General features: G+C 40.9%; 14 protein-coding genes. 3 read left to right on the top strand and 11 right to left on the bottom strand.

Annotated elements, in window-relative coordinates; translation table 11 throughout:
* Nucleotides 1–8: 8 nt before the first annotated feature.
* The gene (locus NDQ71_RS08890) at nt 9–509 is read left to right on the top strand and encodes a DUF3299 domain-containing protein (protein WP_192541832.1); all 501 of its coding nucleotides are present in this window, start codon (nt 9–11) and stop codon (nt 507–509) included.
* Nucleotides 510–577: 68 nt separating this feature from the next.
* On the opposite strand, the gene mutM is transcribed toward NDQ71_RS08890, so the two are convergent.
* Both mutM and NDQ71_RS08900 read right to left on the bottom strand, forming a co-directional pair.
* Nucleotides 578–1,387: a bifunctional DNA-formamidopyrimidine glycosylase/DNA-(apurinic or apyrimidinic site) lyase gene (gene mutM, locus NDQ71_RS08895; protein ID WP_192541831.1), complete on the bottom strand. Its 810-nt coding sequence runs from the start codon at nt 1,385–1,387 to the stop codon at nt 578–580.
* Nucleotides 1,380–1,907 (bottom strand): hypothetical protein, encoded by a 528-nt coding sequence (locus tag NDQ71_RS08900; protein ID WP_192541830.1) that lies wholly within the window; start codon nt 1,905–1,907, stop codon nt 1,380–1,382. Before NDQ71_RS08900 ends, mutM begins: the two co-directional genes overlap by 8 nt.
* Nucleotides 1,908–2,067: 160 nt before the next feature.
* On the opposite strand from NDQ71_RS08900, the gene NDQ71_RS08905 reads away from it, so the two are divergent.
* Nucleotides 2,068–2,994: a manganese-dependent inorganic pyrophosphatase gene (locus NDQ71_RS08905; RefSeq protein WP_064667999.1), complete on the top strand. Its 927-nt coding sequence runs from the start codon at nt 2,068–2,070 to the stop codon at nt 2,992–2,994.
* 177 nt (nt 2,995–3,171) lie between these two features.
* Here the strand turns inward: NDQ71_RS08905 and panP are convergent, their stop codons facing one another.
* Nucleotides 3,172–4,800: a pyridoxal-dependent aspartate 1-decarboxylase PanP gene (panP, locus tag NDQ71_RS08910; RefSeq protein ID WP_301562627.1), complete on the bottom strand. Its 1,629-nt coding sequence runs from the start codon at nt 4,798–4,800 to the stop codon at nt 3,172–3,174.
* 269 nt (nt 4,801–5,069) lie between these two features.
* On the opposite strand from panP, the gene NDQ71_RS08915 reads away from it, so the two are divergent.
* The gene (locus NDQ71_RS08915) at nt 5,070–7,007 is read left to right on the top strand and encodes a bifunctional diguanylate cyclase/phosphodiesterase (protein WP_064668001.1); all 1,938 of its coding nucleotides are present in this window, start codon (nt 5,070–5,072) and stop codon (nt 7,005–7,007) included.
* On the opposite strand, the gene NDQ71_RS08920 is transcribed toward NDQ71_RS08915, so the two are convergent.
* From NDQ71_RS08920 to folB, 8 genes are all read right to left on the bottom strand, one after another.
* Nucleotides 6,928–7,605 carry a tRNA (guanosine(46)-N(7))-methyltransferase TrmB gene (locus tag NDQ71_RS08920; protein ID WP_064668002.1) on the bottom strand — a complete coding sequence of 226 codons (678 nt, stop codon included), beginning with the start codon at nt 7,603–7,605 and terminating at the stop codon, nt 6,928–6,930. The two genes, NDQ71_RS08915 and NDQ71_RS08920, sit on opposite strands and share 80 nt — an antisense overlap.
* The gene (locus tag NDQ71_RS08925; RefSeq protein WP_064668003.1) at nt 7,605–8,372 is read right to left on the bottom strand and encodes an ABC transporter permease; all 768 of its coding nucleotides are present in this window, start codon (nt 8,370–8,372) and stop codon (nt 7,605–7,607) included. The genes NDQ71_RS08920 and NDQ71_RS08925 overlap by 1 nt, the downstream gene beginning before the upstream one ends.
* Entirely contained in the window at nt 8,373–9,302 is a 930-nt protein-coding gene (locus NDQ71_RS08930; protein WP_064668004.1) for an ABC transporter ATP-binding protein, read from the bottom strand.
* Complete coding sequence (locus NDQ71_RS08935; RefSeq protein WP_064668005.1) at nt 9,299–9,922, bottom strand: flavin prenyltransferase UbiX; 624 nt, start codon at nt 9,920–9,922, stop codon at nt 9,299–9,301. The genes NDQ71_RS08930 and NDQ71_RS08935 overlap by 4 nt, the downstream gene beginning before the upstream one ends.
* Before the next feature lie 15 nt (nt 9,923–9,937).
* Nucleotides 9,938–11,290, bottom strand: coding sequence for a UDP-N-acetylmuramate:L-alanyl-gamma-D-glutamyl-meso-diaminopimelate ligase (gene mpl, locus NDQ71_RS08940; protein ID WP_301562628.1), 1,353 nt, complete (start codon nt 11,288–11,290; stop codon nt 9,938–9,940).
* A 319-nt stretch (nt 11,291–11,609) separates the two neighbouring features.
* Entirely contained in the window at nt 11,610–12,410 is an 801-nt protein-coding gene (locus NDQ71_RS08945; protein ID WP_064668008.1) for an undecaprenyl-diphosphate phosphatase, read from the bottom strand.
* Nucleotides 12,407–12,895 carry a 2-amino-4-hydroxy-6-hydroxymethyldihydropteridine diphosphokinase gene (folK, locus tag NDQ71_RS08950; RefSeq protein WP_192541827.1) on the bottom strand — a complete coding sequence of 163 codons (489 nt, stop codon included), beginning with the start codon at nt 12,893–12,895 and terminating at the stop codon, nt 12,407–12,409. Before folK ends, NDQ71_RS08945 begins: the two co-directional genes overlap by 4 nt.
* Nucleotide 12,896: 1 nt before the next feature.
* Complete coding sequence (gene folB / locus NDQ71_RS08955) at nt 12,897–13,253, bottom strand: dihydroneopterin aldolase (RefSeq protein ID WP_064668010.1); 357 nt, start codon at nt 13,251–13,253, stop codon at nt 12,897–12,899.
* Between the last annotated feature and the right edge of the window lie 25 nt (nt 13,254–13,278).

The following is a 13,278-nucleotide window of genomic DNA, read 5'->3' on the forward strand; positions in this document are numbered from 1 at the left end:
GGAACACCATGCAGTATTTGCAAAAACTCACTGTCGTTTACTTAGTTATTTTTAGTTTTTTTTCCAGCTTTAGCAGCTTTGCCAACCAACCCAAAGAGATTTTTTGGGAAGATTTAATTCCTCAAGGGCATGTGCAAATAGACACCCAAGATCAAGTCAGCCATGAAGGGACAGAACAAAATTGGGTGCAACCAGATTTAGATGCCCCCGTTGTAAAAGAGCTAAATGGCCAATCAGTCAGTTTACCGGGGTTTGTTGTACCACTTGAGGGTGACAGCGAAGTGATCACTGAGTTTTTACTGGTGCCATACTTTGGTGCTTGTATCCATGTGCCGCCACCGCCACCAAATCAAATTGTTCACGTGACAATTAAAGGCGGCGTACCAATTGAAAGCCTATACGATGCTATCGTAGTGACCGGTATTATTAGCACAGAAACCTGGAGTGGCGAGATAGCCCAAGTGGGTTATAAAATGACAGCCGTTGGCGTCGCACCGTTTGAACTGTAACTCAGATACCTCGAGCGTGTTGTTCACTGTGCTATAAATACCAGCTCACAAATGCAACACGCTTTAGATTATTTCTGACACTGACTACAAAATACCGTACTGCGTTGTCCTAAACGAATTTCAGTTAATATTTTTTTACACACCATACACGGCTCGCCCTTACGACCGTAGACTAAAAGTTGTTGAGCAAAGTAGCCTGGCTTACCATCACTTTGTGCAAAATCTTTAAGCGTTGTACCACCTTGGGTGATAGCTGCAGCGAGTGTATCTTTAATAATAGGCACTAATTGCTGATAACGCGCCAGTGATACTTTACCGGCTTCGCGCTTTGGGTGAATACCCGCTTTAAAAAGTGATTCATTGGCGTAAATATTACCCACCCCAACCACCACAGCGTTATCCATAATAAATTGTTTAACCGGCACCTTTTTATTCCGCGACTGCTCATATACCCGCTTAGCAGTAAACTCTTCAGTAAGTGGTTCTGGCCCCAACTTACTCAATAAGCTATGACACTCCCCAGGAGCTTGCCATAAACAACACCCAAAACGGCGTGGATCATTCAGTCTCAGTGCTTTATCGTTGGAAAATATAAATTCGATATGATCATGCTTTTTTAATGCTTCGTCTTTATCAACAACCCGTAAATTACCCGACATACCCAAATGTAAAATGACACTCCCTAACTCAAACTTCAGCAGTAAATATTTAGCTCTGCGCTGCACATCTAATACAACTAAGTTAGTAATTTGATAAACATCATCTGGTACCGGCCAGCGCATATTCGGATTATGAATATTCACCTTAGTGACACTTTGCTGCAAAATATGTGGGGTGATCCCCATTCGGCTAACTTCAACCTCTGGTAATTCAGGCATTCGATTTGGGCTCTTTGTGTGAAAAATTAAAACTTGGAAATAACCGCTGCGCAGTCTGCTGATCAAGCAATAACACCCGTTGATTACTTTTATCTAATAAATAGTAACCCTGTGGTGCGCGGTATAATTGATACAGCCAAGGCAGTTGCTCGCCTGCAAGCCATACAGTGGCAACAGTTAGCGCCGGGGTATTATGAAATGCTTGCTGCTTCTCTGCGACCGATAGCTGCATGCTTTGCCACTCATTGACCAATGCAACAAGATTAACGGTTGTTGTTTGCCATAAACTTACTGGCGCATTTTTTACTAATGCTGTCGCGCGCCAAGACGTACCAATGCGCTCTATTTTTTGATCAGGAAACTCGAGCGCTAAAATAAAACTTTGCGCAGGTAACACAGTTTGCACCCTAGGCTGCTCAGGGCCACTATTTAGCTTTGTGTGTAATCCATTAAAAAAGAAAATCATTAACAGCATGGAAAAAATAACAACATTGTTCCAGCCCTTGCGGCCTAACTGCATGTGAGTTCTTCCTAAAAGATTCAATTAGTTAAAGTGTAACTAAAAATATGTAAAAATGGCAGCCGAAATTTGTTATGCAATATTACTAAAATTCACCAGTGGTAATGTGCCAAAGTTAGATTACTTTGCTAATATACGGCAAAATTTAAGGAGTTCCGTCATGTCAATGTATGTAGTGGGTCATAAAATCCCAGATTCAGATTCTATTTGTGGTGCAATTGCACTGGCTTATTTGAAAAACCAAATTGAAGAGCCAGCAATTCCAACCCGTCTTGGTGAAGTTTCACCGGAGACACAATTTATTCTTGATAAGTTTGGCTTTGAAGCGCCTGAGCTTAAATTAAGCTACGCCGGTGAAGACGTATACATCGTTGACCACACAGAAAAAACCCAAGCACCTGATGATATCGACCAAGCACGCGTAGTCGGTGTAGTTGATCACCATAAACTAGGGGACTTAACCAGCTCTACACCTCTTGAATGTTGGATCCGCCCAGTGGGTTGCTCAAACACTATCATCAAAATGATGTATGATTTTTACAATGTTGAAATTCCAAAAGACATTGCTGGCATCATGATGTGCGCTATTTTAAGTGACACGGTTATTTTCAAATCACCAACCTGTACCACTGCTGATATTAAATGTGTAGAAGCGCTTGCTGAAATTGCTGGTGTTGAAGACTTTAAAGAATTAGGTATGGATATGTTCCGCGTTAAATCTGCGGTTGAAGACACCCCTGCGCGTGATTTAGTAATGCGTGATTTTAAAGACTTCAATATGAACGGTAAACTTGTAGGCATCGGCCAATTAGAAGTTATCGACCTTGCAGTATTTGATGATATTAAAGCAGATCTTGAAGCTGATATTGCCAAGCTTAAAGAAGAAGGCGGACGCCACTCTGTGTTCTTATTACTTACCGACATTATGAAAGAAGGCTCACAAATGTTAATCGTCTCTGACGATGCACACATTGTAGAGCAAGCTTATGGTGAAACACCAAAAGACGGTAAAGTATGGCTAGACGGTGTACTGAGCCGTAAAAAGCAAGTAGTACCACCACTACAAGATGCGTTTGCAAAACTGTAAGTCCGCTTAGTGATCATTAGTCGAGTTCTTTATCACGGTATTGGACTCGACTAACACCATCAACGTGAAGAAGTCCCCATCCCACATCGCTTTTGATCCGATACGCGCTATTAGCTTGGTAATTTACCCAAGCCACCTCAAGATGCAGTTTGGGTATATACCAATTATGCTAGTTTATTAATCCATGTACTTAGATAAAAACTTTTTAAACACAGGATCTGTTTTCGCCAGCGCTTTTTGCTCTGCCAGTATTTCTTGAAGAATGTGTTCAGAAGTAAGTGGATTGGCAAGTACCACTCTAAAGACCACGGTAGGTTGATGATCGTACTGAGCGGGTGTCAATCGCGTACGCGATACAAATGAACGACCAGCTTCACGTTGACGTTTTTGCATGCTCGCAGTAAAACGGTTTAGTGAGGCAAAAATATCCAAACGGGTTTGTTCATCTGCTTGCGCTATTTTTTGTTTAATTTGCTTTGGCACATAGCGGTAGGTAAGCAAGCATAACTCTGGCTCTGAGATCAATTCAAAATCATCATCAGCCTTCACTAAATCAGCAAAGTAGCGTGCTTTTTCAATCCCTTTATCTATCAGTATTTCATAGCCTTTACGGCCAATAACACGTAAGCAAGCATGCACTAACATTGCCATACCCGGGCGGCTACCTTCAAGGGTGTGACTACCTAAATCTTTTGAGCCTTTACGTAATATATACTCAGCATGATGCTCAATGGCATCTGTAGCTGCGGGGTCTTTAAATAACACCAACCCTGCTCCCATCGGCACATACATTTGCTTATGTGCATCAATGGTGATTGAGTCTGCTCGCTCTATACCTTTGAGTAAAGGACGATAAGTATCAGAAAGTAACGTAGCTCCTCCCCACGCAGCATCGACATGAAAATGACATTTAAGCTCTTGGCTTAAATCTGCCATTTCATCAAGCGGGTCTATATTGCCGGTTTCAGTCGTTCCCGCCACACCAACAATCGCCATCACCTTAATACCTTGCGCTTCAAGCTCATGAGCTTTAGCACGCATAGCGTCAACATCAACTTTATTGTTATCGGCTGTTTTTATAGCAATAAAATTATCACGGCCAATTCCTAATAAATCGGCTGACTTTCCTAACGAGTAATGGCCCCGCTCTGAAATCAATACAGCTAAGCCTTTATAACCATAGTGCAGCATTGCACTGACCAAACCTTGTGAACCAATCCCTTTAAACTCACCGTCCGCTTTGAGCAAACGGTTACGGGCAATCCACAATGCGGTAATATTCGCAACGGTACCACCAGAACAAAAAGCACCTAATGAAGTTTTTGCACTGTGCATCCATTTACTATAAAAAGCATCATCTTGGCCATAGGCTAAATGATGCATCATGCCCAGCACTTGGCGTTCAAGTGGCGTAAATGCTTTGGAGGTTTCAATCTTAACTAAGTTTTGATTAAGGCCAACCATCAACTTGGAAAGTGGTAATACAAAATGCGGTAATGCTGACGTCATATGACCAATAAAGCTTGGCGCAGCAGTATGCACAGAATGAGCAACCAGTTGCTCCATAATGTCTTGCGCATAGGCTGAAACAAAGGTCGGATCTTCTGGGATCACTGCAGATTGAAAATCTTTTTCAATTTCATGCAATGGCTTTTCAATCGCCGCGATGTTCTCATTCAAAAAACCTGCTAAGTTGCTCGAGATCTCAAGTTCGATTTTACTCAAAGTTGAGTCTGGTGCTTCAGGCACTGTAAATATACGCATCAGAGTTTCTTTAGAGGCGACGGCACAACGCTTTTGATCCATCTTTATACCCAATAAATGTAGTTTTATTTAGCTAAAGCGCCTACGTAAGGGGCTTAATTACCAATAACGTCAACTACAATGATTCTACGAAATGCGTCAACTTTACTGCAATACAGCAGAAATGTCTCGCATTAAGCCATAAAAGCAGTCAATTGCATGACAGATTGATGATAAATTGATTAATATTTGTCACTTCAAGCTAACTATATTTTTATAGGCGATGCGTGCTTTTTTTGTATAATACAAGGGATAATCAATAAAGGATGAGCATGATAAATACAAATTTACGGACGAATTGGATAATCGCTGGTTTCATGCTGTTTTTTATCAGCTTATTAGGCTACATCTATCACACCTATAACAGCACCCGTAACGATATTATGCGAAGCGTTGATACTCGCTTACTTGATGCTGCATTAAGCGTGAAACATATGCTAGGAGATGACTACCATCAAAAAATTAATGCAGGCCTTCGTATATCCCCCTCCGAATATCAGCATAAAAGCCGTCAATTATCAGAATTTGCCAATGCCTTAAACATCGCTTACGTTTATGCCATGGTCTTAAAAGACGGTAATGTGTATTTCAGCGCGTCAAGTTACACGCAAAACGATCAAAACAGTGGCAAAGTTACTCAATTCCTCGATTTATACCCCGAAGCCACTGCGGCCAATATAGGTGCGTTTTACTCAACCGAGCCGGTATTTGAAATTTCAAAAGATCAATGGGGTCATTTTAAAACAATTTTTGTGCCCTTTGTTGACGCTAACGGTGTAACCTATTTAACAGGCGCTGATATTACTATATACGACCTCAATCAACGGTTAGCTGAAAGTGTCTCAAAAGCGGCAGCCATGGCGGTGTTTTTCTTTTTTATTGCTCTGCTAGTTGCAGGCATTTATGTGTATTTATTAAAGCGTGCAATTTCTACCGATACCAGCAGTGGTTTCGCCAATCATATTGCGCTGGAATACTATATTAAAAAGTCTCCTAATCATCATATGCAGCTGGTTGTTATTTGGGTAAATGAATTAGAAGATATCAGTAGTTTTTATGGTACTGAAGTAAGTGATCGGGTGATGAAAAGCCTGTTGCAGCACTTTAAAAAGAATCGCCCTGCTACAAGTCAGATATTTCGCTTAGCAACCAATAAAATAGTGCTGATAGCCCCTTTCAAAGACGATGACATGAGCTTTAACGATGTGATCCAAGCCTATAATTACAGTACGCCATTACTGACTGATCCCTTTATTTACGTCACTTTGTGCGCAGGTATTGCCAGCGGCAATAAATCTATGTTACTTGAAAACGCACATATTGCGGCTTTGCAAGCGAAACAAGGCCGCCATACTGTCGTTAATTACTCAAGTGCCCTGCATGATGTAAAAAATCAATATCAATACAATGTGGCCATGGCTAAAGAAGTACGTGAAGCATTTGAAAATAATAGAATTGTTCCTTACTTTCAAGCTATCTATGACAGTGAAACTAACACCATTATTCAGTATGAATGTTTAGCTCGGATGATTACCTGCCATGGTGAAATTCTTAAACCAGACTCTTTTTTAGACATAGTGAATCGCTCTAGAATGGATGGTATGCTAACCCGAACTATGCTCACCCAATGCTTTGCCCGCTTTAGAAAAACCAGTATCTGTTGGAGCATAAATATTACCGCTCAAGATATGCTTGATCCAAGCCTCACTGAATTTTTGGAAGACGAACTTAAACGTTATCCCCTACCAAGTAATATCACGTTAGAACTTTTAGAAACCGAAGCCATTGCTAACTTTTCTGAAGTAAAAGCGTTTATCTCTATGGTAAAAAATCGGGGGGTGCGCGTGGTCATTGATGATTTTGGTACAGGTTATTCAAATATATCTAATGTACTGAAGTTAGAAGTAGATGGTATTAAACTTGATGGCACTTTAATTCGTCAAGTCATCAACGACCAAGATATTTATTTATATATTGAACACATTGCCAGTTTCGCAAAACAACTTAATTTACAACTAATAGCAGAGAATGTGGAAAGCCGTCCCATCGTAAATGCGCTACGTAAAGCGAATGTGACGCTGATGCAAGGTAATCACTTTAGTGCTGCAGCGCCACAAGTAAATCAAATCGTTAAGAACGCGATTCCAGTGGGATCACTAGCCGGTGACTCTGTTGACCACTCGCCCAATATTTACGTTCGAACGGAGTAATGGCAATATCACTTTCGTATTGCTCAACCTCACAATGGTGTCCAGCCAAATGGAGTGCTTGAGCAAATTCTTTAACATAGATATCCCAGTTACTACGCACTTCTAAACGACCACCAAGTTTTACTATATATGGGAAGATAGCCGCACCATGCCAACGACGTTGAAGATGCTTCGCTTTAGGCCAAGGATTTGGATACAACAAATAATGATGCGTCGGCTGCCAATTGGCAGCCACTGCTAAACGCCAAAAATCATTGAGATCCGCTTGCACTAAAATATACTGGCCTGAGTCAGTTTGTTTATATTCAATATCGTGCTTATCTAAGCGATGTGATGACTTATCAATACCAATAACCAGCGCATCAGGGTGGCGCTTTGCTAAGTTAGCTGTGCTCTCACCCACACCACAGCATGAATCTAAAATAACTGGCCCAGCAAATGCCTGTACCTTTGCATTCACTTCATCAAACGCCGCTTGCGTATGTGCTGCAATCGGCTTTTTAAACTCGGCAGTTAAATGCTTAGTGACTATCTCATCGAGCTTTTCATGCAAGCCTGGTTGATTCGATACAATACTACGTGAATTTGCATCACTCATTAGTGTCTTAACCCCACGCCTTTTTTAATTAGTGTTAAAGCTAACGTAAATAAGGCTGTAATAAATAATAACAGCACACCAAATGCGACTGTTAAATCAACATCCGACACACCTAAGAAACCATACCTAAACGCATTCACCATATAAATAATAGGATTAACCTGCGATACCCCCTGCCAGAATTCTGGTAATAAGGTGATTGAGTAAAATACGCCGCCTAAGTAAGTCAGCGGTGTTAATACAAAGGTCGGAATTATACTTATATCATCAAAGCTGTTCGCATAGATTGCATTGATCAAACCACCTAATGCAAATACCGCAGAAGTTAAAATAACCGTTGCGATGATCACAAAAATATTGTGAATTTGAATATCAACAAACAACAAAGATACGCAGGTAACAATTAACCCTACCAACATACCTCGTGTCATACCGCCCCCCATGTAACCAAGTACGATTATGTAATTTGGTACTGGCGCGACTAGCAATTCTTCGATGCTTTTTTGAAACTTGGTTGAATAAAAACTGGATGCAACATTGGAATAAGAGTTAGTGATCACCGACATCATAATCAGGCCAGGTACAATGAATTCCATATAACTAAAGCCGCCCATATCACCAATTCGAGAGCCTATTAAGTTACCAAAAATCACAAAATACAAACTCATGGTGATTGCCGGTGGTACTAACGTTTGTATCCAAATACGCAAAAAGCGAATGCATTCTTTGATCCATAAACTTTTTAAGGCTACGCCATATTTAAACATCTACTTGCCCCGCCCTTGTTCTAATAAACCAACAAACAACTCTTCTAATCGGTTTGCTTTATTACGCATACTGAGCACGGTATTGCCTTGCTCTGTTAATGCTGAAAATACTGCATTTAAGCCTTGCGACTTTGCGACTTCAACTTCAATGGTATGATCATCTGCCATCGTAAACTTATAACCACCAAGCGTTACAGGTTGTACTGGCTGTTTTAAATCAAGAATAAAGGTTTCTTTATCTAATTTAGCCAATAAAGCCTTAATGGTGGTGTTTTCAACAATAATACCGGAATCTATAATGGCGATATTTTTACACAGTAATTCTGCTTCTTCTAAGTAATGGGTGGTGAGAATAATTGTCACACCTTGCTCATTAATTTGCCTTAAAAAATCCCACATTGAACGACGCAGTTCAATATCAACCCCAGCAGTTGGTTCATCTAAAATAAGTAGCTTTGGTTCATGCATTAACGCGCGGGCAATCATTAAACGACGCTTCATTCCACCAGACAGAGTACGTGCTTGTTTATCTTTCTTTTCCAACAAACCTAACTGCGCTAAATATTTATCAGCACGCTGATGGGCTATTTTACGGGGCACACCATAGTAACCAGCTTGATTAACCAGTATCTGAGTTAACGTTTCAAACTGGCTGAAATTAAACTCTTGTGGTACTAAACCTAGCTCTGATTTTGCAGCCTCTAAGTCGGTGTCTATATTATGACCAAACACTTCAACGTGACCTGCGGTCTTATTTACCAGTGACGAAATAACCCCGATGGTGGTTGATTTACCCGCACCATTTGGCCCAAGTAACGCAAAAAAATCGCCTTGCTGTACTTGCAGATCAATATTCTTTACGGCCTCAACGCCATTCTTATAAACCTTTTTCAGGCCTTTAATATCTAATGCAATTGTACTTTTACTCACTTTTTACCTTCCCCATAACCCCAGCGCTTAGTGAGATTATGTTCAATGTTTAAATGATCCAAAATTCGTGCAACCATAAAATCCACTAAATCATTAATGGTTTGCGGTTGATGATAAAACCCTGGCGCAGCTGGCATAATGGTTACGCCTAATTTTGCTAACTTAAGCATGTTTTCAAGGTGAATTTCACTGAACGGGGTTTCTCGTGGCACTAAAATTAGTTGGCCACGCTCTTTGATGACCACATCTGCTGCACGCTCTAATAAATTATCCGATGCGCCCACCGCAATAGCAGAAACAGAGCCTGCACTACAAGGACACACAATCATTTTTTTCGGCGCGGCGGAGCCCGATGCCACTGGGCTGAACCAATTGTCTTTGCCAAACACCTGAAGTTGGCCGTCAGCCGCATTAAAAAGCGCACTGAGTTGCTCAGTCGCTTTGTCTTCATTGCCTGAAAGCTTGATATTGGATTCAGTATCTAACACCACCCGAGCGGCACTGGAGATCAATACATACACACGAAAGTGCTGCGCAAGTAATACTTCAAGTAATCGTAAGCCATATGGCGCGCCTGACGCACCACTAAAGGCAAGCGTAATAGTTTCTTTATATTGCACAGTCGCTCCGGTTTATTACTGAGTAAATTTATGCTGTAAAGCTGTGATTAACTTATCATGAAGGCCATTAAAGCCGCCGTTACTCATAATGAGTATATGCTGCTGCGGCTGGGCGTTTGCAACTACCTGTTCGATTATCTTATCAGTATTGGTCAAGCACTGCATACCAGCGAGTTCGGCTTGTTCATGCAATGACCAACTTAGGTTATCAGGTTCAAATAAATAAACCTGATTAGCAGCAACTAAAGACGCTAATAATGTATGTTGATGCACACCCATTTTCATGGTGTTCGAGCGTGGCTCTAAAATCGCAATAATTTGTTCATCGCCCACTTTCGCGCGAAGCCCTGCAAGGGTTGTTTTAATAGCCGTTGGATGATGAGCAAAGTCGTCATAGACATTGATATTAGCTATGCTTGCTTTAAGCTCCATACGTCTTTTTGGGCTAATAAACTCAGCTAATGCCGCAATACTGTGCTCTATAGCAATACCCACATGGCGCGCCGCAGCAATCGCCATAATCGCATTTTTAACATTGTGCTCACCAATGGCTTGCCATTTCACAGTACCAACAGGTATTTCATTAAGTAACACTATAAATTCGCTGCCATCACTTTTATGTAAGTCGTAGCGCCAATCACCACCAAGCGTTTCGCTTTCGCTCCAACACCCTTGCTCAATAACCTCACTCAATGCTGATTCGCTAGTTGGCCAAATAACCTTGCCACTGCTCGGTAGTGTACGCATCAAATGATGAAATTGTTTTTTAATTGCGTTTAAATCGTCAAAAATATCCGCATGATCAAATTCAAGATTATTTAAAATTAAGGTACGGGGTAAGTAATGAACAAATTTACTGCGCTTATCAAAAAATGCAGTATCGTATTCATCCGCCTCAATAACAAAAAATGGCGTTTCGCCAACTCGAGCTGACAGACCAAAATTTTGTACGATACCACCAATTAAAAAGCCAGGCTTTAGCCCCGCGTATTCTAAAATCCATGCCAGCATACTCGCAGTCGTGGTTTTACCGTGTGTTCCGGCAACCGCCAGCACCCAAGAATTTTGCAGCAAATTATGCTTTAACCACTCAGGGCCTGATGTATAAGGCAGGCCTTTGTCCAATACATATTCAACGCACGGATTGCCGCGGCTCATTGCATTGCCTATCACCACTATATCTGGCGCGGGTTCTAACTGAGAGACATCATAGCCTTGGGTTAATTTAATCCCTAACTGTTCGAGTTGAGTACTCATTGGCGGATACACGTTTAGATCTGAACCAGTTACAGTATGACCTAACGATTTTGCTATCGCTGCAATCCCCCCCATAAAAGTGCCACAGATACCAAGAATATGAATATGCATATACTTTCCTTTAAAATAGTCGCCAGCTTTACATACTTGTAAAAGATTAAGACGCTATGATGCCAAACTTTGCTTTTAGTTACCATTGCATAGCAGCATTTCACTTTTGCCAAAAAGGTGCCAATAAGGCAACTTCGTTTAGTAATGTTATTTATAGTAAGTAACGTTAGATGGGTGATCTATTTAGTTTGGATGAAGAAATAAACTAAATAGACATGTGTATGTAGTGAGATGTCGATATAATTCAATAAGCCGAAGCTAGGTAGCATTTTTAACCTGAACTTCAGAGCATAAAGTTCAGGTTAAACCAAGGTTCAAATTAGAGCATCAAAAATACAATTAAACCAACGCCTAATAATAACCGGTAAATAACAAATGGCATCATGCCCATCCGCTCAATTATTTTTAAGAAGAAGAAGATACATGCATAAGCCGAGATAAAAGATAACCCAGCACCTAAAATTAACGTAGTCCAATCAACAATATGATCACCTAATGCCAGCTCTATCGTGTAATAAAGACCCATCATTGAAATGACAGGTATAGCCAGTAAAAATGAAAAACGTGCAGCGCTTTGCTTATTCATGCCAAGCATTAAACCTGCCGTCATGGTGATCCCAGAGCGCGATGTACCAGGGATCATTGCCATCGCCTGTGCCATGCCAATCATCAACGCTGATTTCCAGTTTAATTGATAGATAGTTTTAGTTTGTTTACCTTTTACGTCGGCATACCAAAGCAGAAGGCCAAAAAGAATCGTTGTTACGGCGATTACCCATGCACTGCGTAAGTAAAGCTCAATCAAATCTTTAAAAATTAGCCCTAGAACTGCAGCTGGAATAGTCCCTAAAATAATCCACCAGCCAAGCTTACTATCGTCTGTAGCACCTTGTGCACCAAATGACTTAAACCACGCGCCGAGTATTTCAACGACTTCTTTGCGGAAATAAATCACCACCGCAATCAAGGTACCAACATGCACAGCGACATCAAAGGCAAGGCCTTGATCTTGCCAACCGAGAATTTGTGAAGGGAGAATAAGGTGCGCTGAGCTAGATATTGGTAAAAACTCAGTCAATCCTTGGATCAGGGCTAAAACGATAATTTCGATAATACTCATAGGTTAGTAAACTCCACTTTCCATAGTTTTTGCTTGGGGTTGTTGTAAGCATTCCACAACTGAGCGATTGTTTGCTTGGCTGTAGGATGATAAAAATCGGGGGCTATTTCAGCTAATGGTTGTAGTACAAAAGCATTTTTGGTTATTTCATCACGGGGCAACTGCGCAGGTGTGTCGCAGATCACATCGTCATAAAATAATAAATCGAGATCTAGTGTACGGGGGCTAAATTTTTTGTCGTTATCGGTGCGACCATTATCACGTTCGATCTGTTTTAATAACTGACAAAGCTCAGTAAGTGGTATCTGTGTTTGCGCCCCCACTACTGAGTTATAAAAGTTATTACCAGCAAAACCTACAGCTTCACTTTCAAATACACTGGAATGTTCGAACTCTATAAGATGAGCTTTAAGGGCGATTAGCGCTTGGCGAAGATAATATTCTTTATTAACATTGGAGCCAAGGCTAATGTAAATTTGCGCCATCTTAACAAGCCTTGCGTCGAGTTATTTCAACACCAACGGTGTTTGCTTGCGTAACAGCTGCGGGTTTACTTATTCGGATGGTCACTTGTGTCGTCGTAAACTCAGTCAAAATAATTGCTGCGAGTTGCTCCGCTAAAGTCTCTAATAACTCAACTGGTTTTGCTGTAGTGTGAGCAATAACACGCTCACTTACTTTTGCGTAATCAAGTGCTAAAGCAATATCATCAGTTTTTGCTGCTGGCTTAATATCACACAGCATTTCGATATCAAAATACAAACTCTGCTTAGTTTCCTTTTCAAAATCGTACACGCCTATGATAGTGTCAACATGTAGTTGCGATATAAAAACCTTATCCATAACTGCTCCAACTGGCAAAACTTAA

The organism is Pseudoalteromonas sp. KG3 (assembly GCF_030436385.1).
GTDB classification, from domain to species: domain Bacteria; phylum Pseudomonadota; class Gammaproteobacteria; order Enterobacterales; family Alteromonadaceae; genus Pseudoalteromonas; species Pseudoalteromonas prydzensis.